We start from the raw sequence: 21,574 nt of genomic DNA, 5'->3' as shown, positions 1-21,574 counted from the left end.
TGCCTATCTTCCAACTATCGGAACCGCCACCGACCGGGCGCATTTGCTGTCATGTCCACCTATCGTTTGAAGAATCTGCTGTCGCCGCATTCCGTCGCGCTCGTCGGGGCAAGCGCCCGTCCGGCGTCCGTGGGACGTGCCGTTCTGGAGAACATTCGCAACGCCGGATTCAAGGGACAGTTTGGCCTGGTCAATCCACGCCATGCAGAGATCGGCGGCGTTGCAGCAGTGAAGAGCCTGGACAGGCTGGCCTTCGTGCCCGAGTTCGTGGTCATCACCGCGCCGGCGCGGGAGGTTCCCGACATCATCGAGCAGGCCGGGCGACGCGGCTCGGCGGGCGCGCTAATTGTCTCGGCCGGACTCGGTCATGGACCGGGATCGCTCCATGAGGCCGCAAACGCCGCAGCCCGCAAATACGGCATGCGGCTGATCGGGCCGAACTGCTTGGGCATCATGATGCCCGGCGTCAATCTTAATGCAAGTTTTGCCGCGCACATGCCGGCAGCGGGAAATCTCGCGCTGATTTCGCAATCCGGCGCGATCGCCGCCGGCATGGTGGATTGGGCCGCGCAGCGCGGCGTCGGCTTCTCCGGCATCGTCATGATCGGCGATCAGATCGACGTCGATATTGGAGATCTGCTCGACTATTTCGCGATGGATCGCAAGACCCGCGCGATCCTGCTCTATATCGAGGCCATCAAGGACGCGCGCAAATTCATGTCGGCGGCACGCGCCGCTGCGCGCGTCAAGCCGGTCGTCGTGGTGAAATCCGGCCGCATGGCACAGGGCGCGAAGGCGGCAGCGACCCATACCGGCGCGCTTGCGGGCGCCGACGCCGTCTATGACGCGGCGTTCCGCCGAGCGGGTGTCCTGCGGGTCTCCGATCTGCGCGAGTTGTTCGACTGCGCCGAGACGCTCGGCCGCGTCGAATCGCCGACCGGAAAGCGCCTCGCCATTCTGACCAATGGCGGCGGCATCGGCGTCCTCGCCGTCGATCGATTGGTCGAGCTCGGCGGAATTCCGGCGTCCATCTCGGTAGATACACGCAAAAAACTCGATGACGTGCTGCCGCCGACCTGGTCCGGCGCAAATCCCGTCGACATCGTCGGCGATGCCGATGCGTCGCGCTATGCGGCGGCGCTTGAGGTGCTGCTCGCCGACCCGGACAATGACGCCGTCCTTGTGCTCAACGTGCAGACGGCGATCGCCCCGGCTGCAGATATTGCCGCGACCATGACGGAGCGCGTCGGAAAATATCGCAAGGGGCTCGGCCGATGGGCCAAGCCCGTGCTGGCCGCCTGGGTTGGAGCCGATCAGAACATCATTCAGGCGCTCTCCGGCGCGGGGATTCCGAACTACCCGACCGAGGACGATGCGGTGCGCGGCTTCATGCATCTGGTCCGGCACCGCGAAGTGATCGAAGAGCTGAGCCAGGTTCCTCCTGCAATGCCCGACACGTTCGTGCCCGACGCCCGGGCTGCCAGGCAGATCGTCGCCGCTGCCATCGCCGATGGCCGCAAATGGCTCGAGCCGGTCGAGATCAAGCACCTGCTCGAAGCCTATGACATCGCGATGGTGCCGACCCATGCGGCAGCCGATATCGAGCAGGCAGTCACCTATGCCAACGAAATGTTCGCGCAGGGCGCCACTGTCGTGCTGAAAATCATGTCGCGCGACATCACCCATAAGTCGGATGTCGGCGGTGTCGTTCTCAACCTGACGACCCCGGAGGCCGTGCGCGCGGCTGCGATGGACATTCTCGACCGGGCGAGGAAGCTTCGCCCCGAAGCCCGCATCGAGGGCGTCATCGTGCAGGCGATGGTCGTCAAGGCGAAGGCGCGCGAGTTGATCCTCGGTCTTGCCGACGATCCCACTTTCGGCACGGTGGTCGTGTTCGGTCGGGGCGGAACGGCGGTGGAAATCATCAATGACAAGGCCCTGGCGCTGCCGCCGCTGGACCTGCAACTCGCCCGTGAGCTGATCGATCGCACGCGCGTGTCACGGCTGCTGAAGGCTTATCGCGACGTGCCCGCGGTGAAGCCCGACGCCGTGGCCATGGTGCTGGTCAAGCTGGCGCAGATGGCCGCCGACATCCCTGAAATCCGGGAGTGCGATATCAACCCGCTGCTGGCGGACGAAACCGGCGTGACGGCGGTCGATGCCCGTGTCGCGGTGGGGCCGCCGCAGCGGAAATTCGCAGGCTCCGGTCCGGCCAATTTCGCTGTTCGCGCCTATCCGTCACAATGGGAGCGGCGCCTCAAGCTCAAGGACGACTGGCGCATCTTCGTGCGACCCTTGCGTCCCGAGGATGAGCCGACCATCCACGCATTCCTGCGTCACGTTACGGCGCATGACCTCCGCCTGCGCTTCTTCGCGCCGATGAAGGAATTCACCCACGAATTCATCGCGCGCCTGACTCAGCTGGACTATGCGCGTGCGATGGCCTTCATCGCGTTCGATGAAGCGACCGGCGAGATGGTCGGCGTGGTCCGGCTCCATTCCGACTCGATCTACGAGAGCGGCGAATACGCGATCCTGCTGCGTTCCGATCTCAAGGGCAGGGGCCTTGGATGGGCCCTGATGCAACTGATGATCGACTATGCGAGGTCGGAAGGGCTGAAAGCCATATCGGGCGACGTGCTCAAAGAGAACACCGTCATGCTCGAGATGTGCCGGCAGCTCGGCTTCGAGGTCAAGCCGGATCCGACCGAGCCAGATATCTGCGACGTCCGGCTGAAACTCTGAGCGTGTCGGCTACGAGCGCGCCTCGGCCGACGTCGCAGCGGCGCTCTCCCTGGCCGTCTTCCGCAGGCTCTTGATGATGATTGCGATCAGGGGCACCAGCACCGGCACGACGGTGCTCAGCGGATGATGCACCGCGCCAGACACCTGGGCCTGAAGCGCGCGCGCCTCGATCTGAAGCGCCTCGATGGATGCACCGTGAATTTCATTGGCGAGCTCGATGTCGCGGCCGGATGGAGCACGGCCGGCGATGATGAAGAGAACCGTCGCGATGGCGAAATTGACGGCACCGAGGATAGCGGCTGCCGCAATGGCACTCCAGATCTGGACCAGCGCGAAATAAACCGACAGCTCCAGCATCAGGAGCCCGAACGCCGCGATCAACGCCGCAAAGGCGCGCAGGCCGAGGCCCATCAAGAGATGACGCAGCCTGATATCCGCGATGATCCTGTCGGTGCGCCACAGCACGCGCAGATGTTTGATGACGTTTTCCGTATTCACCTAGTGTCTCCTCAGCATGAACCCGACCACCACGCCGAGTGCGAAGGCTGAGGCGAGCGATGTGATCGGGCGATCCGCAACGAGGCCCTGAAGCTGCTCCTGCTCGTCGCTGACGGTCTCGCCGAGTTCGGCGAGCGCGGCCTTGATCTGATCGGCCAGAGCCTCGGTCCGGTCTTTCGAGCTGGCGAACATCTCCTCGCCAGCGGTGCCCAGCAGGCGCGTGACGTCGACCTTCAGCGTCCGCAATTCTTCGCTCATCCTGTCGCTATCGAACATGGATTTGCGTTCTCCGTTGAATAAAAAAGAACCTAGGACCCTCCGGCGCGGCCACGCTTGATTTGCGTCAAGGAGCGGTGCGCGATCGCGGTCTTGAGACAAGTCAAACCGGCCGCCACATGCTGGCCTAGAAATGCCGGCTGAATGGGGGCCGATTGTCCCGATGAGGTGAAAAGCGTGAAACCCGAACCGCTGTTGCTGGCAACGCCGTCCGGCGATGCGCTGAAATTGCGCCCGGAAGGGCCGTGGACCGCCGCCAACGTGTCGGCACTCGAAACATTGTCCCGATCTGTCGGCGCGGATGTCGATCGGTCCAGCGTCGTGACGCTGGACCTGTCCGGCGTCAGCGCACTCGATACGCTCGGCGCCTGGATTCTCGAGAAGCTGTCGCGCCGGGCTGCATCGTCAGGCAGATCGGCGGAATTCGTCAGTGTCGCCGATCATTTCAGCGGCCTGATGGACGAGATGCGTCAGGTCAACCGCCACACGCCGGCGCCCGCAGCGGCGCAAAATCCCGTTCTGCTTAGGCTCGGCGACCTCGGCAGATCCACGGTCGGCGCGCGCGAGGACGTCACGATCTTCCTGCAAATGTTGGGCGCATTGTTCATGGCCGTGATCGGCGTGCTGCGCCGGCCGCGATCGCTGCGGCTGACGTCGCTGGTCTACCAGCTCTATCGCATCGGCTGGCAGGCCATTCCCATCGTCGTGCTGATCACTTTCTTGATCGGCGCCATCATCGCCCAACAGGGGTTCTTTCATTTCCGCAGGTTCGGCGCGGAGTCCTATACCGTCGACATGGTCGGCATCCTGGTGCTGCGTGAGCTCGGGGTGTTGATCGTCGCCATCATGGTCGCCGGACGGTCGGGGAGCGCCTACACGGCCGAGCTCGGCTCGATGAAGATGCGCGAAGAGATCGACGCGCTCTCGACCATGGGGCTCGATCCCGTCCACGTCCTGATCCTGCCGCGCGTGGCGGCTCTGGTGATGGCGCTACCGATTCTTGCCTTCATCGGGTCGATTGCTGCGCTCTATGGCGGCGGCCTGGTCGCGCAATTCTATGGCGGCATGTCGCCTGCGATCTACATCGCGCGGCTGCACGAGGCGATCTCCGTCACTCATTTCGAGGTCGGCATTCTGAAGGCGCCGTTCATGGCGCTGGTGATCGGGATCGTCGCCTGTAGCGAAGGATTGCGTGTCAAGGGCAGCGCCGAATCGCTGGGGCGGCAGACGACGACGTCGGTGGTGAAGTCGATCTTCCTGGTGATCGTGCTCGACGGCCTGTTCGCGATCTTCTTTGCCTCGATCGGAATGTGACGGTGGACGAATCGCAGCAAGAATTCGCAATCCGCGTCCGCGACCTCGTGGTCGGCTTCGGCCGCCAGACCGTGCTCGACCATCTGACGCTCGACGTCCGCCGGGGCGAGATCCTCGGGCTGGTCGGGGCGTCCGGCGGCGGCAAGTCGGTGCTGATGCGCACCATCATCGGACTGATTCCGCGTCAGGGCGGGAGCATCGATGTGATGGGACAGCCTGTCGGCGGCCGCAAGGAAGGCGCGGCCACGACATGGGGCATCCTGTTCCAGCAGGGGGCGCTGTTCTCCTCGCTGACGGTCCGGCAGAACGTCCAGTTTCCGCTGCGCGAAAATCTAGTGCTGTCGCAGGAGCTGATGGACGAGATCGCGATCGCCAAGCTCGAGATGGTCGGGCTGCGGGCACAGGACGCAGACAAATATCCCTCAGAGCTCTCCGGCGGTATGACCAAGCGCGTGGCGCTGGCCCGCGCGCTCGCGCTTGATCCGCCAATTCTGTTCCTGGACGAGCCGACATCAGGCCTCGATCCGATCGCCGCCGGCGATTTCGACGCGCTGATCGCGACCTTGCAAAAGACCCTCGGGCTCACCGTGTTCATGGTCACCCATGACCTTGCGAGCCTCACGACGGTCTGCGACCGCGTCGCCGCGCTCGCCGACGGCAAGATCGTCGCGATCGGGCCGATGCGCGAACTGCTGCAATCCGAGCATCCCTGGGTGCGCGCCTATTTCCACGGCAAGCGCTCGCAGATGCTGCAACACGAGATGAGATGAGACATGGAAACCCGCGCTCCCTACGTGCTGATCGGCAGTTTCGTGCTGGCCGCGATCATTGCTGTGTTCGGCTTCGTCTATTGGCTGAACAACACCGGCGGCATAGGGCCGCGTTCGAACTACCACGTGCAGTTCCAGGGCCCGGTGCCGGGTCTGCTGGTCGGCGCCGGCGTGCTCTTCAACGGCATCCGCGTGGGCGAGGTGACCCAGCTCGGCCTTGCGCCGGACAATCCGCGCTTCGTCAATGCGACGATCTCGGTCGCTGCGGCGACGCCGGTGCGCACCGACACCAAGGTCGGGCTCGATTTTCAGGGGCTGACCGGCGTGCCGGTGGTGACGCTGGAGGGCGGATTGATCGTCGCCAAATCCGGCGAGCCCCTGACCTTGATTGCCGAGGCCGGTGCCGGCCAGAGCATGACGCAGGCCGCGCGCGACGCGCTGCGGCGGGTCGATACCGTGCTGGAGGACAATTCCGGCCCGCTGAAGGACACCATCGCTAACCTCAAGACATTCTCCGACGGGCTCGCACGCAACACCGGCAAGCTCGACGGGATCTTGGCGGGCCTCGAGAAGATGACCGGGGGCGGGACTCCCGTCCAGAAGGTCGCCTACGACCTGCGCACGCCGCAGAACCTCGGGCCGGCCGGCAAGACGCTCGCGGCGTCGCTGGCCATTCCCGAGCCGACGGCGGTTGCGATGCTCCAGACCCAGCGCATGCTGTTCGCGCCGAGCGGGGACAATCCGGGTTTTGCGGAATTCCTCTGGGCCGACAGCATTCCAAAGCTGGTGCAGGCGCGGCTGATCGACAGTTTTGAGAACTACGACATCGCCCATGCACCGTTGCGAACGAGCGATCTCGGGCAGGCGGACTACCAGCTCCTGATCGATATCAGGCGCTTCCGCATTGCCACGGACGGCGAGACGCGGGTCGAGATCGGGCTGTCGGCGCGGATCGTCGACAAGACCGGGAAGGTGGTCGCCTCGCGCCTCGTCGAGACCAGCGAGAAGCTCGACAAAGTCGAACCGGCCACGGCAGTCGCAGCGTTCGACGCGGCCTTTGCTCGAATCGCCAAGGAGCTGATCGGCTGGACGGTGCAGGCGGTCTAGTAACAGAACAAGGCGGCTATGTCCGCCAAAATTGATCTGGGTCAATCGGCTCTGGCGCAGTGCAGTAAAATGCAGCCTGCGCGGTGGACTCGGCCTGATGCGGGGGCAGCCGGCGCTCGGAGCGGTGGATGAAGCCTTCCATGGTCACGATTGAGCCGAACCGGCATTTCTGCAGTGATTGTGCCGTGCGCGGATCGGCGGTTTGTTCGTCGCTGGATGCGGCCGAACTCAGAGAATTCGAACATCTGGGACGCCGCGTCCATTTCGACGGGAGCGAGACCGTGTTCTCCGAAGAGGACATCACGGCCTCGTTCTACAATCTCCTCGAAGGCGTCATGCGGCTCTACAAGCTGCTGCCTGACGGCCGGCGGCAGATCGTCGGTTTTGCGTTGCCCGGCGATTTCCTGGGGATGAATATATCGGGCCGCCACAATTTTTCGGCCGATGCGATCGGTGGCGTCACCGTGTGCCAATTCGCAAAAGCGCCCTTTGGCCGCTTCATCGAGGACCGGCCGCATCTGCTCAGGCGGATCAACGAGCTGGCGGTTCGCGAACTGAGCCAGGCGCGCAACCACATGGTTCTGCTCGGCCGCCGCTCGGCCGATGAGAAGGTCGCCGCCTTCCTGCTTGGCTGGCGCGAGCGTCTGGTCTCGCTCAAGGAGCGGTCCGACACGGTTCCGCTGCCGATGAGCCGCCAGGACATCGCCGACTATCTCGGCCTGACCATCGAAACCGTCAGCCGCACCTTCACGAAGCTGGAGCGCCACGGGGTGATTGAGATCATTCACGGTGGCGTCAGCCTGCTCGACCCGGCAAAGGTCGAGGCCCTGGCCGCAGCCTGACGCCCGGTCTTGACGCCGCAATCGTCAATTTTTGAGATATCACGTCGCATTTTGCGGCATCCTCAGTGGGAGCCTTCCCCCGACGGGTTCGTGGCCGTTTGGCAGCGCCTCAACGCAATGGGGCGTGCATAGCTGCAACTCTGCATCGATTGGGGCGCATTGGCTCATCCTTCGGATGCGGACTTCGCCCCCGCCGCGGCATTTTTCGACGTATTTGCTTCGAAACGCGTACATGCTTTCCGGTTGAAAAGCCTGCTAACACTGACTACGCAAGAGCTTCAGTGCCTCGCAGTCTTAGGAGCCCAGCGGCGTGCCTCAGGACAAGACCGGCGACCCCCGACAAGCAGCGGGCAACAAACTATCGGTCCTGCGCAAGCACCCGATCTTCGCGGATCTGGAGCCCGAGGCACTCGACCAGCTCTGCCGCTATGCCAAGCACACCACGGTGAAGCGCGGTGCCACGATCGCTGCCAAGGGCGATCCCGGCAACAATCTGTTCGCGGTGATCACGGGAACAGTGAAGATCTCCTCTTCGTCGCCTGACGGGAGGAATGCCATTCTCAATCTGATCGGTCCTGGAGAAATCTTCGGCGAGATCGCGGTGCTCGACGGCGCGCCGCGTTCGGCCGACGCAACCGCTAACACCAATTGCGAGCTCTACATCATCGACCGCCGCGACTTCCTTCCGTTCGTGAAGAGTCAGCCGGCACTGGCGATGAAATTCATCGAGCTGCTCTGCGCGCGCCTGCGCTGGACCAGCCAGCAGGTCGAGCAGGTGATCCTGCAAAATCTTCCGGGCCGGCTTGCGAGCGCGCTGCTCGGTCTCACCGAAGAGCGCAAGCTCGACTCCGGCAGCGGCACGCTCGCCATCACGCAGCAGGAGATCAGCGAGATGGTGGGGATGACGCGCGAGAGCATCAACAAGCAATTGCGCGCCTGGTCTGGGCGCAACTGGGTACGTCTTGAGCATGGCGCCATCGTCGTGCTCGACACCGACGCATTGCGCGAACTCGTCGAAAGCGGCCTCGACGGCAACTAACTATCGATGATGGCGACGGCGCGGGTCCAGCCCGCGGAGGCGCGTTCGATTTTCACCGGAAAGCATGAGATCGTGAACCCGGTCGAGGGCAGCTTGTCGAGACTGTGCAATTTCTCAAGATGGCAATAGCCGATGTGCCGGCCCGCCTTGTGGCCCTCCCAGATCAGGCCGGCATCTTTTGTTTCTGCATATTTCTTTGCGGTGTAGACGAACGGCGCGTCCCAGCTCCAGCCGTCGGTGCCGGTCAGCCGCACGCCGCGTTCGAGCAGGTACATGGTGGCCTCATAGCCCATGCCGCAGCCGGAATTGACGTAATCGGTCTGACCGAATTTGGCGCCGGCGCTGGTGTTGACGACGACGATCTCCAGCGGCGACAGCGTGTGCCCGATGCGCGTCAGCTCGTTCTCGACGTCGTCGACGGTGGCGACGTAGCCGTCGGGCAGATGCCGGAAGTCGAGCTTGATGCCGGGCTGAAAGCACCATTCCAGCGGCACCTCGTCGATCGTCCATGACCGCTCGCCGCGGTTCATGGTCGGATGGAAGTGCCAGGGCGCATCGAGATGCGTGCCGTTGTGGGTCGACAGCGAGACCTGCTCGACGGCCCAGCCCTGGCCGTCCGGCAAATCCTGCGCCTTGAGGCCGTCGAAGAACTGCAGCATGCGCGGCAGGCCCTGCTGGTGATCGATATACTGGATGGTCGGGTGATTGCCCGGCGGATCGGCCGTCACGTCGTTTCTGAGCGGCACGGAAATATCGATCAGCTTCCGCGGCATGGGCATTCCCTCGCGATGGTCGGGTGTTTCGGGCATCTTGAGGGGGCTCTGGCTGCGACGTCAAGTAACGCGACGGTGCGGACGACTTCGGAAAAACGGCGCCATCCGCAGATTGTCGTCTCGGAGCATCCCGTGATCAATCAATGCAACTCCAGCATTGATCGATGCCGGATTTGGCTTGGACTCAGAATGCCGCCCGCCCTAGGGACGACATTGGCGACATCGCGCCGATACGGCGCGCATCGTACAGGCACGGGGCGACCCGTCTCGCCCGAACCTCCAAGCCGCAACCAATAGCGGTCGAGCACAAAACCAGAGGAACGACCATGGATACGACGAGCATCGTTACCTTGCGTCCGGCATCGGCCGACGACGGGACGGGATTACAGGGGGCGGCACTTGCCGCCCAGGCGCGGCATCAGCCTGCGCGCCGTCATGAACCAGCCAAACCCACTCGACACCGTCGCGCAATCCTACCAAGGTGGTGCGGTTGTGACGCTTGACTTCGCATCTGAAGTGGAGCGACCCAAGGCGACCGGCAGCACCTGCCCAACGACGACATAATCAACTCAGGAGGAAAGCCCAGATGAAGACACTGATCGGTATCATCGCTGCCGCTGCGCTGGCGGTCTCAGCACCTTTCGCGACCGCACGCGACTTCCGCTCCGCCGACATTCACCCCGCCGATTATCCGACCGTCGAAGCCGTCAAGTTCATGGGCAAGCAGCTCGCGACGGCGAGCGGCGGCAAGCTCGGCGTGAAGGTGTTTCCCAACGGCGCGCTGGGCTCCGAGAAGGACACCATCGAGCAGCTCAAGATCGGCGCGCTCGACATGATGCGGATCAATGCATCGCCGCTGAACAATTTCGTGCCGGAAACCATCGCATTGTGCCTGCCCTTCGTCTTCCGGGACACGCAGCACATGCGCACCGTGCTTGACGGGCCGATCGGCGATGAGATCCTGGCAGCGATGGCGCCCGCAGGCCTGATCGGCCTTGCCTATTACGACAGCGGCGCCCGGTCCATCTACACTGTCAAGGCGCCGATCAAGTCGCTCGCCGACCTCAAGGGTCTGAAGATCCGCGTCCAGCAATCCGATCTTTGGGTCGGCATGATCCAGAGCCTCGGGGCCAACCCGACGCCGATGCCGTATGGCGAGGTTTATACGGCTCTCAAGACCGGCCTCGTAGACGCTGCCGAGAACAATTGGCCCTCCTACGAGTCCTCGCGTCATTTCGAGGCGGCCAAGTTCTACAACGTCACCGAGCACTCGCTGGCGCCCGAAGTTCTCGTGATGTCCAAGACGGTCTGGGACACGCTGAGCAAGGAGGACCAGGCGATGGTCCGCAAGGCGGCCAAGGAATCGGTGCCCGTCATGCGCAAGCTCTGGGACGAGCGTGAGCAGGCCTCCCGCAAGACCGTCGAAGCTGCCGGCGTCCAGGTCATCACGATCGCCAACAAGGCGGAATTCGTCGATGCGATGAAGCCGGTCTACGACAAGTTCGCCGGTGACGAGAAGCTGAAGGGCCTCGTCAAGCGTATCCAGGACACGAAGTAAGACCATAGCGTCGGGTCCGGCGTCGCCGCGAGGCGATACCGGACCCTCGCAGCGAGACGCGCAAGGAGACGCCGGAATGACAGACCCACACGTCGCAGATCACGAGCAGGAGGTCGCCGGACGCCCGTCCACCGGCCTGCTGTCGCGGATCAATGCCGTCGTCGCTCGGCTGGGCATGTATCTGTCCGTGACCGGACTGCTCGTCATCGTCACCATCGTGTTCTACCAGGTGTTCGGTCGGTACGTGCTCAATTCCAGTCCGACCTGGACGGAGAACCTTGCGCTGGTCCTGATCCTCTACGTCACGCTGATCGGCGCGGCTGTCGGCGTTCGCGATGCCGGGCATATCGGCATGGACAGTCTGCTGGTGATGCTGCCGGACCATGTGCGCGAGAAGATCGAGCTCGTGATCCACATTCTCGTGGCCGTGTTTGGCATCGCGATGGCCTACAACGGCTGGATCCTCGGGGCGTCGGTCGGAACCGTAAAGATTCCCAATCTCGGCCTGCCCGAGGTGATCCGTTACGTACCGTTGATTGCCTCCGGCGTCCTGATCGTCTCCTTCTCAATCGAGCACATCATTGCTCTCCTGCGCGGCGAAGAGGTCGTCCCCTCATGGAACTGATCATTCTCGGCGCCACCTTCTTCGGCTTCCTGGTCCTCGGCGTCCCGGTTGCCTTCGCGATCGGCCTCTCGGCGATCTGCACCATCCTCTACGAGGGCCTGCCGGTCGCCGTCATCTTCCAGCAGATGATGTCGGGGATGAACATCTTCTCCTTCCTCGCCATTCCGTTCTTCGTCTTCAGCGGTGAACTGATGCTGCATGGCGGCGTTGCCGACAAGATCGTGCAACTGGCCAAGAGCCTGGTCGGGCACATCCGCGGCGGGCTCGGCATGTCGAACGTGGTCGCTTGCACGCTGTTCGGCGGCGTCTCCGGCTCGCCCGTGGCCGACGTGTCGGCGATGGGCGCGGTGATGATCCCGATGATGAAAAAGGAAGGCTTTGACACCGACTACGCCGTCAACGTCACCACCCATGCCTCGCTGGTCGGCGCTTTGATGCCGACCAGTCACAACATGATCATCTATGCGCTCGCTGCCGGCGGCAAGGTCTCGATCGGCGCGCTGATCGCCGCCGGCCTGCTGCCGGCGCTCGTGCTGATGGTGTGCATGCTGGTCGCCGCTTACGCGGTCGCGGTGAAGCGCGGCTATCCCGCGGGCAAGTTCCCGGGCTGGCCCGAGGTTTTCCGCTCGTTCGCGGCAGCTCTGCCCGGCCTTCTGATCGTCGGCATCATCCTGGCGGGCATCCTGTCCGGCGTCTTCACGGCAACCGAATCCGCCGCCGTCGCGGTCACCTATACGATCCTGCTGACGTTCTTCATCTACCGCACCATGACCCTGCCGAACTTCCTGCGGGCGGCTGCGAAGGCGGTGAAGACGACGGGCGTGGTGCTGTTGCTGATCGGCGTCTCCACCATGTTCCAGTATCTGATGGGTCTCTATGAGGTGGCCGACTTCGCCGGCGACGTCATGAGTAAGGTGTCCCAGCAGCCATGGGTCATCTTCCTGCTGATCAACATCATCCTGTTCGTACTCGGCACGTTCATGGACATGGCGGCGACCATCCTGATCTGCACGCCGATCTTTCTGCCGATTGCAATGAAGGCCGGCATGGATCCGGTGCAGTTCGGCATGCTGATGTTGATCAACTGCGCGCTGGGGCTGAACACCCCGCCGGTCGGAACGACGCAGTTCGTGGGCTGCGCCATCGGCGGCATCTCGGTGGGCGCGGTGATGCGCACCATCCTGCCGTTCTACGCCGCCCTGATCGCAGCCCTGATGTTCGTGACTTACGTGCCCGCATTCTCGCTGTGGCTGCCCCGCCTTTTGATGGGCTACAAGGGATAGCAGCAACACAGGGAGAATCCGTTCGTGACTGACTATCGCAAGCTCTTCGATCTCACCGGCAAGACGGCCGTGGTGCTCGGCGCCGCCTCGGGCATCGGCAAATCGTCGGCCGAGGCGCTGGCCGGGCTTGGCGCCCGCGTCGTTTGCGCCGATCGCGCGCTTGATGCAGCGGAGGCGACCGCCGCCGGCATTCGCGACGGGGGCGGCTGGGCGGAGGCTGCGGTGTGTGACGCTGCGAGCGCTGCGGATGTCAACGCGCTGGCCAAAACCGTGATGCAGAAGTTCTCGCGGCTCGATATCGCCGTGACGACGCCCGGGCTCAACATCCGCAAGACCATCCTCGACTACACCGAGGAGGACCTCGACCGTGTCCTCAACCTCAACGTCAAGGGCACCGTCTGGTTCTTCCAGGCCTTTGGCCGCATCATGGTCGCGCAGAAGGGCGGCAGCATCATCGCCTGCTCCTCCGTGCGCGCGGTGACCATCGAGCCGGGCCTTGGCGTCTACGGCTCGACCAAGGCGGCGATCGGCCTGCTGGTCAAGGGCTTTGCCTCCGAGGTCGGCCACGCCGGCGTGCGCGTCAACGCGATTGCGCCAAGTATCGCCGAGACCGCACTGACTGGTCCGTTCAAGCAGCGGCCGGACATCTACAATCTCTATGCCGGCCACACCGTGTTCAACCGCTGGAGCAGCGCCGACGAGGTCGCCACCGCCGTGGCTTATCTCGCCTCGGACGCCGCGAGCTACGTCAGCGGCAGTACGCTGTTCGTCGATGGCGGCTGGACCGCGGTCGACGGCCCGCCGACGGGTCTCACTCAGCTGCACAAATAGAGCGGTACTGCAGCTAACCGGAAAAGCCCACGCGCTGGCGCAGCTCGTTGTGATCTGCGCCAGCCAGCAGCGCGATCAGCGCGGTTGCCTCTTTCGGATGCGCGGCCTGCGTGGTCACCCCGGCCGTGTACATCGTCACCAATTCGGTGCCTGGCGGCAGTGATCCCGATAGCGCGATGCCGTCGGTTGCAATGATCTCGGTCGCCTGCGTGCACCCGATCGGCCTTTGCGCAGTGGAGGCCGCAAGCTCCCGCATCGCAGTCGCGCCGTTCGGAAAGATTTTCAGGCGCGATGCGACCTCATAGGCGATGCCGAGCTGGTCGAGAACTCCAGCGAAGTGCTGTCCCGCGGTCGAGGCCTTCGTGTCCGGGACGTAGATGGCGTCGGCGGAACGCAGCACCTCGCGCAAATCAGTCTCGGTCTTCACCGTCACCCTGGGATCTCGGCTGCGGACCGCCAGCGCGGTCTCGACCCGGCCGACATCCGCGATCGAGGCGGGGAGGACGAGCTTCTCATCGGCGAGCTTTGCAAGCAGCGCCTGCGTCAGGATGACGAGATCGGCCGGCGTGCCCGCCCGGAGCTTATCGGCCATGATGCCGACCGCGCCAAACTCGCCGTCGATGTCGAAACCAGTCTGCGCCTTGAAGGGCTCGGTGAGGCCGCGCACCAGGCCTTGCGCCGCGCCGCCGCTCAAAATGGTCACTGTCGTCACGATGCAAGCTCCATGGCTGCGATGATCCTGTCGCGTGTGATCGGCAGATCGAACACGCGAACGCCGAGGCAATCATAGACCGCATTCGCGATCGCGGCGGTCACGGGGCCGTGGGCGGCTTCGCCCGCGCCGACCGGCTCGATCTCCGGTCGCTGGATGATCTCGACATCCACTGCCGGCACCTCGCTGAAGGTCAGGATCGGATAGTCCGTCCACGATGTCGACGTGATGCGGGTCCGGTCGAAGCGGACGCGTTCCTTCAGCACCCAGCTCGTCGCCTGGATCGCACCGCCCTCGATCTGGTTGATCACGCCGTCCGGATTGATGGCCTCGCCGACATCGACCGCAAGCGTCAGCCGTTTGACGCGGATGTCGTCGGTGCCCTCGATCTCGGCAATCGCGGCGCAATAGGCGCCCGTGTTCTTGTAGCGCGCGAATGCGACGCCGTGACCGACACCGGATCGCTTTTGCGGCTTCCACGCCGCACGGCGCGCTACGGCGCGGATGACGTCCTTCGCGCGCTCGTCGCGGAGATACCTCAGACGCAACGCGATCGGATCTTCGCCGCGCAAAGCTGCGATCTCGTCGAGCAGGGATTCGATGGCGAACACGTTGCCTTGTGCACCCAGGGTCCGCAGCGCCGAGGTGCGCACTGGCATGGTCAGCAGCCGGTGGCTCGTGATCGTCCAGTCCGGGAGATCGTAGAGCGGGACGGAGTTGCGGTCGCCGCCGCCGCCATTGGCCGCGGGCGGATTCGTCGAGATCATGCGGGGATAGGGATTTGCGATCTCGGATGCGGCGAGCAGGGCCGGCTGCGTTGCACGTCCCGGCCGCGCCGCATGGCCATTGCTCCAGATCGCATGGCGCCAGCCCACGATCTCGTTATCCCCGTCGAGATCGGCCTCGATCTCGACGGCCATCGCGGCGCCAAACGGCGCGTGGCACATCTCGTCGTGACGCGACCACTGCACCCGGACCGGACGGCCACCGGCGGCTTTCGCCAGCAGCACGGCATCGAGCGCGACGTCGTCGGCCGCATTGTGACCGTAGCAGCCCGCGCCCTCCATGTGCGCGACGACGATGTTCTCGGCGGGCAGCTTGAGCACGATCGCGAGGTCGGCGCGCAGCAGATAGACGCCCTGGCTGTGTGTCCAGACGTGAACATGATCACCGTCCCATTGCGCGATGGCGCAGGACGGCGCGATCGAGGCGTGGGCGATGTAGGGACGAACGTATTGTCTGCGGAGGGTGCGTGCGGCTTTCCTGGTCGATGCCGCCGTCCTGGTGTCGATGACGGTCGTGTCGACCGGTTGGCTCTTCAGGAAGCCCGCCAGATTATCTTCATCAGGTAGCGGCTCGCCTGCCGACCAATTTGCGCCCTTGCGCAAGGCCTTTAATGCGGCTTCCGCCGCGGCCTCGCTGTCGGCGACCACGCCGGCAAAGCCGCCGTCACGGACGATTGCTACGAGGCCGGGAAGGGAGTTCACGGCCGTCTCGTCGAGCGAGATCAGCTTGGCGCCGGAGATGTCCGGCCGCAGCACGCGTCCGTGCAGCAGGCCCGGTAGCGCCTGATCATGGATGAAGCGCGCCCGCGCGAACACCTTGTCGGGAATGTCGATGCGCTGGACGGAGTGCCCGGCGACGGTGCGCTGGGCGGCACTTTTCGCCGCCGCGCCCGCCGTGGCATCATGGTCGAGCGAAACGTCACCGGCGAGCTCCCAATAGCTGGTCCTGACATTGCCCGGACCGGAGATTGTCCCGTCATCGATATCGAGCAGCGAGGCATCGACACCGAGACGTTCCGATGCAGCCGCGAGGAAACGCTGGCGCACTTCGGCGCAGGCGTGGCGGAGCGCGCGGCCGGATTGCTGGATCGAGAGGCTGCCCGAGGTGACGCCCTCGTTCGGGCTGGTTGCCGTCGAGGCGCGGATCATCTCGATCCTGGTGATATCCACATCGAGCTCGTCCGCTGCGATCTGCGCCAGCGCCGTGACGATACCCTGGCCGATCTCGACCTTGCCGGGCGAGATCGCCACGCGGCCTTCGGTGAACTTCACCCAGGACGACAGTCTTGGATTGGCGGCCAGGCTGACCGGCGGTTTCGGGGCAGGGGACATCATGGGGGAACCATCTCCGAGGCCGCGCGCAGGACCGCGCGGACCATGCGGTTATGCGATCCGCAGCGGCACAGATTGCGATCGAGCGCCGTTCTGACCTCAGCTTCCGTCGGCCACGGATTGCGCTTCAGGAGCGCCGCGGCGCTGATCAGGATCCCCGAGACGCAATAGCCGCATTGCATCGCCTGCTCCGAGATGAAGGCCCGTTGCAAAGGATGCGGTGCGTCCATTGTGCCGAGGCCTTCGACCGTGACGACGTCCTTGTCTGCGACCGACCACATCGGCATGTCACAGGACGCCATCGCGCGGCCATCGACCATGACATGACAGGCGCCGCATTCACCGGCTCCGCAACCGAAATGCGCACCGGTGATGCCGAGCCGGCCGCGCAGCACATCGAGCAGCGTTTGATCGGGATCTGCATCCACCGCCATTGCCGCGCCGTTGAGTTGGAATTCGATGACGGGCATTCTCGATCTACCGCTTCACGATTTGTCGAATTTCTTGACGACATCTGCCCATTTCTCGATGTCGCCGCGCAGGAATTTTTCGAATTCCTCCGGCGTCATGGACATGGGCACGGCACCCTGCTCAGTCCAGAGCTTGACGATGTCAGGTCGCTTCACCATTGCGTTCACGGCGGCATTGAGCTTGTCGATGACAGATTTTGGCGTGCCGGCGGGGGCCATCAGGCCAAGCCAGATCGTTGCTTCATAGCCGGCTACACCGGCCTCGCCGGCGGTCGGCACATTCGGCAACACCGCGGAGCGCTGCTTGCCGGTGGTCGCAAGCGCACGGACCTGATTCTCGCCGATATTCGGCGCCATCGCCGGCACCGCGTCGATCATCATCTGCACCTGTCCGCCGATCACGCCGCTGCGCGCCTCGCCGCTGTTGCGGTAGGGCACGTGGACGATGTCGATGCCGGCCATCGCTTTGAACAGCTCGCCGGCCATGTGATAGGGCGTGCCCTGACCTGAGGAGGCGTAGTTCAGCTTGCCCGGTTGCGCCTTGGCGAGTGCGATGAACTCCTGAAGCGTCTTGGCCTCAACCTGCGGGTTCACCACGATGACGAGATCGGAAGAGTTCACTGGCGCGATCGGCGCGAGGTCGCGCATCAGCTCGTATTTGCGCTTGTCCGGCGTCAGCAGCGATTCGTTCGCCGTCTGGGTGTTGGACATCATCAGCAGCGTGTAGCCGTCGGCCGGCGACTTCGCCGCCTCGACCGTGCCGATGACGCCGCCCGCGCCGGTGCGGTTCTCGATCACGAAGGGCTGGCCAAAGCTCTCCTGGAGCGCGCTGCCGATCAGCCGGGCCGCGACATCGGCGGGCCCGCCGGCCCCGAAAGGAACGACGATCCGGACCGCGTGGTTAGGATAATCCTGTGCGAAAGAGGGGGCCGCGGAGAATGTCGCGAGCAGGCCGGCGGCCAGCACCAGCATGAATTGTCGAGCCGTCACGCCCACCTCCCTGAACTCGTTTTTGTTGGCCGGCACTGTAGCGGTGGGGGATGCGGACTGTCGACGCCTTACAAAGTCGATCATGCCGGGAATATCGGGTGGTTTTCGGTGTGGCCGCGCGGCATTTCGCGGTCGCGGCAGGAACCGGCAGCGCATGTGGTTTGAGCAAATCGCATGGGCATTGCCGGATAAATGCCCTCGGCTGACAGGTATTTTGGTGTTACGAATTTGGCCATGAACCAGCACGCCAAGATCGAAATCCGCCATTCGACCTGTCCGCACGATTGCCCCTCGGCCTGCGCCCTCGATATCGAGGTGGTCGAGGGACGCAGCATCGGCCGCGTCCGCGGTTCGAAAAAGCAGACCTACACGGCGGGCGTCGTTTGCGCCAAGGTCGCCCGCTACGCCGAGCGCATTCATCACCCTGAACGGCTGATGTATCCGATGCGCCGCACGGGCGCGAAGGGCTCCGGACAGTTTGCGCGCATTTCCTGGGACGAGGCGCTCGACGAGATCGGGCACCGCTTCAATCAGGCCGAGCGCGAGTTCGGCGCGGAATCGATCTGGCCCTACTACTACGCCGGCACGATGGGGCTGGTGATGCGCGACGGCCTCAACCGCCTCACGCATGTGAAGAAATATTCGCGCTTCTATCAGACCATCTGCGCCAATGTCGGGCGGATCGGCTTTGCGATCGGCACCGGCAAGATCGCGGGCGTCGATCCGCGCGAGATGGCGCTTTCCGACCTCGTGGTGATCTGGGGCACCAATCCAGTCAATACTCAGGTCAACGTGATGACGCACGCCGCCCGTGCGCGCAAGGAGCGCGGCGCCAAGATCGCGGCGGTCGATATCTACGACAACGACACCATGAAGCAGGCCGACATCAAGATCCTGCTGCGGCCCGGCACCGACGGCGCGTTCGCCTGCGGCGTGATGCATGTCCTGTTCCGCGACGGCTATGCCGACCGAGCCTACATGGACAAGTACACCGATTGCCCCGCCGAGCTCGAGGCGCATCTGAAGACACGCACGCCGGAATGGGCGTCGGCGATCTCTGGCGTTCCGGTCGCGGAGATCGAGGCTTTCGCCAAGGCGGTCGGCGAAACCAAGCGGACCTTCTTCCGCCTCGGGTACGGTTTTACGCGTTCGCGCAACGGCGCGACGCAGATGCATGCTGCGAACTGCATTCCCGCGGTAACAGGTGCCTGGCAATATGAAGGCGGCGGCGCTTTCTTCAACAATTACGCGCTGTGGCATTTCAATGAATCCCTCATCGAAGCCCATGACGCGATCGACCAGACCACGCGAGCACTCGACCAGTCGCAGATCGGTCGCATCCTCACCGGCGATGCCGAGGCCCTGCTCGGCAAGGGGCCGATCAAGGCGATGCTGATCCAGAACACCAACCCGATGACGGTGGCGCCGGAGCAGGCGCTGGTCCGTCAGGGTTTTGCGCGCGAGGATCTGTTCGTTGCGGTGCACGAGCAATTCATGACCGAGACGGCGCTGATGGCCGACATCGTGCTGCCGGCGACCATGTTCATGGAGCACGACGATCTCTATTACGGCGGCGGCCATCAGCACATCTCGGTCGGGCCGAAGCTGATCGACCCGCCCGGCGAGTGCCGCTCCAACCACGAGGTCTTGCAGGCGCTCGCGCCGCGGCTTGAGGCGAAGCACAAGGGTTTTGAGATGACGCCGCGCGCCTTGATCGACGCGACGCTGAAGCTCAGCGAACACGGCGACATTGCCGGCCTCGAAGCCGATCTCTGGCGCGACCTGCAACCGGACTTCCGCACCTCGCATTATCTCGACGGCTTCGCTCATCCCGACAAGAAATTCCATTTTAAAGCTGATTGGGCGCATCCGCCATTCGGCCGGACGATGGGCGATTTCGACAAGATGCCTGATCTGCCGGACCATTGGGCGGTGATCGAGCACACCGATCAGGCCCATCCGTTTCGCCTTGCGACCAGTCCTTCGCGCAGCTTCCTCAACACCACCTTCAACGAGACGCCGTCCTCGCAGGCGCGCGAAGGCAAGGCGAGCGTGATGATTCATCCGATGGATGCAGCCTCCCTCGACATCGTCGACGGCGACGCCGTGACGCTCGGCAACACCCGCGGCGAGACCACGCTGATTGCCACACTGTTCGAGGGCGTGCGGCGCGGCGTGCTGATCGCGGAGTCCGTTCATCCCAACAAGAACCATATCGGCGGCCGCGGCATCAACATGCTGACCGGCGCCGAAGCCGTCGCGCCGATCGGTGGTGCCGCGTTCCACGACAACAAGGTCTGGATCAAAAAAGCCGTCTCGGCCTGAGCGCTCGCGCCGCCATCGCATGCAAATTTGTGTCGAGGCGCTAAAGCGTCGCCGCGCCGCAGATTGCCCTTGCACCTCGCACCCGGGCTGCCGCAAATGGCTGCAAAATGGGAGCAAGGAAGCGACATCATGACCGACACCACAGCTGTCATCACCGAGAAGCGCGGGCAGGCGTTCTGGATCGCCATCAACCGGCCGGAGAAACGCAACGCGCTGAACGGTGACGTCATCGCCGGCATCACCAAGGGCTATCGCGACGCACATGACGACAAGGACGTTCGCGTCATCGTGCTGACCGGCGCGGGCGACAAGGCGTTCTGCGCCGGCGCCGATCTGCAGAATTCCGGCGCGGCTTTCGCGATGGATCATTCCAGGCCGAACGTCGACTATGCCGATCTGCTGCGCCTGTCGCAGAACGCGACCAAGCCTGCGATCGCGCGCGTCGGCGGCGTCTGCATGGCCGGCGGCATGGGCCTTTTGTGCATGACCGATATGGCGATTGCTGCTGATCACGTCATCTTCGGACTGCCCGAGGTCAAGGTCGGCGTGTTTCCGATGCAGGTGCTGAGCCTGTTGCGGTCCATCGCGCCGCCGCGGCTTGTCAATGAATGGGCGCTCACGGGTGAGCCGTTCGATGCGAAGTCGGCGCAGGCTGCGGGCCTGCTCAACTATATCGTGCCCGCGATCGAGCTCGACGCAAAAGTCGACTGGCTGATCGGCCGCATCGTCGACAAATCCCCGACCGCGATCCGTCGCGGCAAATACGCCATGCGCGCCATCGCCTCGATGTCGTTCGACGAGAGCATCGCCTACACCGAAAGCCAGATCGCGCTGCTCGCGATGACCGAGGACGCCAAGGAAGGGCTGAAGGCGTTCGGCGAGAAGAGGAAGCCGGTCTGGACGGGACGCTGACGGGGTTGCGCTCTCGTGTCCCGGACGCGCTGCAGCGTGTAACGCTGCTGCGCAGAGCCGGGACCTAGAAGGCGACACGGTACAATGCGGCGAGATGGGCCCCGCTCTGCAGCGCACCGCTGCACCGGACGATGCTTCGCATCGCCGGGGGAGCGCTGCGCCGCGTCCGGGGCACGATATCCCGGCTAGGTCGACCAACTTCACATCTCATACAGCAGACACAGCTTCGCATTCTCGCGGCTTGTTTCGCCCGAGCTTTGCGTCGTCTCCTCACCCCCCATGAAAGAGGGCGCAGGGAAGACCGGGAGCCGGCTGGCACCCGCGGTCCACTGTGCGACGTTATCGTGAGAAATCTGCACAGCGGCATACAGGTGTAGCCAGGACATC

At 64.0% G+C, this 21,574-nt stretch carries 20 protein-coding genes; 12 read left to right on the top strand and 8 right to left on the bottom strand.

What is annotated here, in order from left to right:
* Positions 1-51: 51 nt before the first annotated feature.
* Positions 52-2,745 carry a bifunctional acetate--CoA ligase family protein/GNAT family N-acetyltransferase gene (locus IVB29_RS23060; RefSeq protein WP_247505693.1) on the top strand — a complete coding sequence of 898 codons (2,694 nt, stop codon included), beginning with the start codon at positions 52-54 and terminating at the stop codon, positions 2,743-2,745.
* A 9-nt stretch (positions 2,746-2,754) separates the two neighbouring features.
* Here IVB29_RS23060 and IVB29_RS23055 read toward each other — a convergent pair whose 3' ends face one another.
* Together IVB29_RS23055 and IVB29_RS23050 are read right to left on the bottom strand one after the other, a co-directional pair.
* Complete coding sequence (locus tag IVB29_RS23055) at positions 2,755-3,243, bottom strand: phage holin family protein (RefSeq protein ID WP_247505692.1); 489 nt, start codon at positions 3,241-3,243, stop codon at positions 2,755-2,757.
* Positions 3,244-3,519: a hypothetical protein gene (locus IVB29_RS23050; RefSeq protein ID WP_247505691.1), complete on the bottom strand. Its 276-nt coding sequence runs from the start codon at positions 3,517-3,519 to the stop codon at positions 3,244-3,246.
* Between the two features lie 177 nt (positions 3,520-3,696).
* On the opposite strand from IVB29_RS23050, the gene IVB29_RS23045 reads away from it, so the two are divergent.
* From IVB29_RS23045 to IVB29_RS23025, 5 genes are all read left to right on the top strand, one after another.
* Positions 3,697-4,833, top strand: a complete 1,137-nt coding sequence (locus IVB29_RS23045; protein WP_247505690.1) for an MlaE family lipid ABC transporter permease subunit — start codon at positions 3,697-3,699, stop codon at positions 4,831-4,833.
* Between the two features lie 2 nt (positions 4,834-4,835).
* Complete coding sequence (locus tag IVB29_RS23040; protein WP_247505689.1) at positions 4,836-5,603, top strand: ABC transporter ATP-binding protein; 768 nt, start codon at positions 4,836-4,838, stop codon at positions 5,601-5,603.
* 3 nt (positions 5,604-5,606) lie between these two features.
* Positions 5,607-6,710: an ABC-type transport auxiliary lipoprotein family protein gene (locus IVB29_RS23035; RefSeq protein ID WP_247505688.1), complete on the top strand. Its 1,104-nt coding sequence runs from the start codon at positions 5,607-5,609 to the stop codon at positions 6,708-6,710.
* 128 nt (positions 6,711-6,838) lie between these two features.
* Positions 6,839-7,552 (top strand): helix-turn-helix domain-containing protein, encoded by a 714-nt coding sequence (locus tag IVB29_RS23030; protein ID WP_247505687.1) that lies wholly within the window; start codon positions 6,839-6,841, stop codon positions 7,550-7,552.
* Positions 7,553-7,862: 310 nt separating this feature from the next.
* Positions 7,863-8,591, top strand: a complete 729-nt coding sequence (locus IVB29_RS23025; RefSeq protein ID WP_247505686.1) for a Crp/Fnr family transcriptional regulator — start codon at positions 7,863-7,865, stop codon at positions 8,589-8,591.
* Here IVB29_RS23025 and IVB29_RS23020 read toward each other — a convergent pair.
* Complete coding sequence (locus IVB29_RS23020; RefSeq protein WP_247505685.1) at positions 8,588-9,364, bottom strand: cyclase family protein; 777 nt, start codon at positions 9,362-9,364, stop codon at positions 8,588-8,590. The two genes, IVB29_RS23025 and IVB29_RS23020, sit on opposite strands and share 4 nt — an antisense overlap.
* Before the next feature lie 586 nt (positions 9,365-9,950).
* Here IVB29_RS23020 and IVB29_RS23015 point away from each other — a divergent pair.
* The 4 genes from IVB29_RS23015 (at position 9,951) to IVB29_RS23000 (ending at position 13,661) form a co-directional block, all read left to right on the top strand.
* A complete protein-coding gene (locus IVB29_RS23015) occupies positions 9,951-10,922 on the top strand; it encodes a TRAP transporter substrate-binding protein (RefSeq protein ID WP_092022861.1) in 972 nt (323 codons plus the stop codon).
* A 76-nt stretch (positions 10,923-10,998) separates the two neighbouring features.
* Positions 10,999-11,547, top strand: a complete 549-nt coding sequence (locus IVB29_RS23010; protein ID WP_247505684.1) for a TRAP transporter small permease — start codon at positions 10,999-11,001, stop codon at positions 11,545-11,547.
* Entirely contained in the window at positions 11,538-12,830 is a 1,293-nt protein-coding gene (locus IVB29_RS23005; RefSeq protein WP_247505683.1) for a TRAP transporter large permease, read from the top strand. The genes IVB29_RS23010 and IVB29_RS23005 overlap by 10 nt, the downstream gene beginning before the upstream one ends.
* A 24-nt stretch (positions 12,831-12,854) precedes the next feature.
* Positions 12,855-13,661, top strand: a complete 807-nt coding sequence (locus IVB29_RS23000; RefSeq protein WP_247505682.1) for an SDR family oxidoreductase — start codon at positions 12,855-12,857, stop codon at positions 13,659-13,661.
* A 13-nt stretch (positions 13,662-13,674) separates the two neighbouring features.
* Here the strand turns inward: IVB29_RS23000 and IVB29_RS22995 are convergent, their stop codons facing one another.
* From IVB29_RS22995 to IVB29_RS22980, 4 genes are read right to left on the bottom strand one after another with little or no spacing between them, the layout of a single operon-like run.
* A complete protein-coding gene (locus tag IVB29_RS22995; RefSeq protein ID WP_247505681.1) occupies positions 13,675-14,373 on the bottom strand; it encodes a substrate-binding domain-containing protein in 699 nt (232 codons plus the stop codon).
* Positions 14,370-16,493 carry a molybdopterin cofactor-binding domain-containing protein gene (locus IVB29_RS22990; protein ID WP_247505680.1) on the bottom strand — a complete coding sequence of 708 codons (2,124 nt, stop codon included), beginning with the start codon at positions 16,491-16,493 and terminating at the stop codon, positions 14,370-14,372. Before IVB29_RS22990 ends, IVB29_RS22995 begins: the two co-directional genes overlap by 4 nt.
* Entirely contained in the window at positions 16,490-16,960 is a 471-nt protein-coding gene (locus tag IVB29_RS22985; RefSeq protein ID WP_247505679.1) for a (2Fe-2S)-binding protein, read from the bottom strand. Before IVB29_RS22985 ends, IVB29_RS22990 begins: the two co-directional genes overlap by 4 nt.
* Positions 16,961-16,975: 15 nt before the next feature.
* Positions 16,976-17,932 carry a tripartite tricarboxylate transporter substrate binding protein gene (locus IVB29_RS22980; RefSeq protein ID WP_247505933.1) on the bottom strand — a complete coding sequence of 319 codons (957 nt, stop codon included), beginning with the start codon at positions 17,930-17,932 and terminating at the stop codon, positions 16,976-16,978.
* Positions 17,933-18,184: 252 nt separating this feature from the next.
* On the opposite strand from IVB29_RS22980, the gene IVB29_RS22975 reads away from it, so the two are divergent.
* Both IVB29_RS22975 and IVB29_RS22970 read left to right on the top strand, forming a co-directional pair.
* Positions 18,185-20,275 (top strand): molybdopterin-dependent oxidoreductase, encoded by a 2,091-nt coding sequence (locus tag IVB29_RS22975; RefSeq protein WP_247505678.1) that lies wholly within the window; start codon positions 18,185-18,187, stop codon positions 20,273-20,275.
* 129 nt (positions 20,276-20,404) lie between these two features.
* Positions 20,405-21,187 (top strand): enoyl-CoA hydratase/isomerase family protein, encoded by a 783-nt coding sequence (locus tag IVB29_RS22970; RefSeq protein WP_247505677.1) that lies wholly within the window; start codon positions 20,405-20,407, stop codon positions 21,185-21,187.
* Positions 21,188-21,387: 200 nt separating this feature from the next.
* Here the strand turns inward: IVB29_RS22970 and IVB29_RS22965 are convergent.
* The coding region (locus tag IVB29_RS22965) for a hypothetical protein (RefSeq protein WP_247505676.1) at positions 21,388-21,574 on the bottom strand (187 nt) is incomplete at its 5' end.

Origin of the sequence: Bradyrhizobium sp. 1, from assembly GCF_023073315.1 — a bacterium.
In the GTDB taxonomy this organism is placed as follows: Bacteria; Pseudomonadota; Alphaproteobacteria; order Rhizobiales; family Xanthobacteraceae; genus Bradyrhizobium.
The sequence above is the reverse complement of the archived record's forward strand: the minus strand, read 5'-3'. Positions and strand labels throughout refer to the sequence as shown.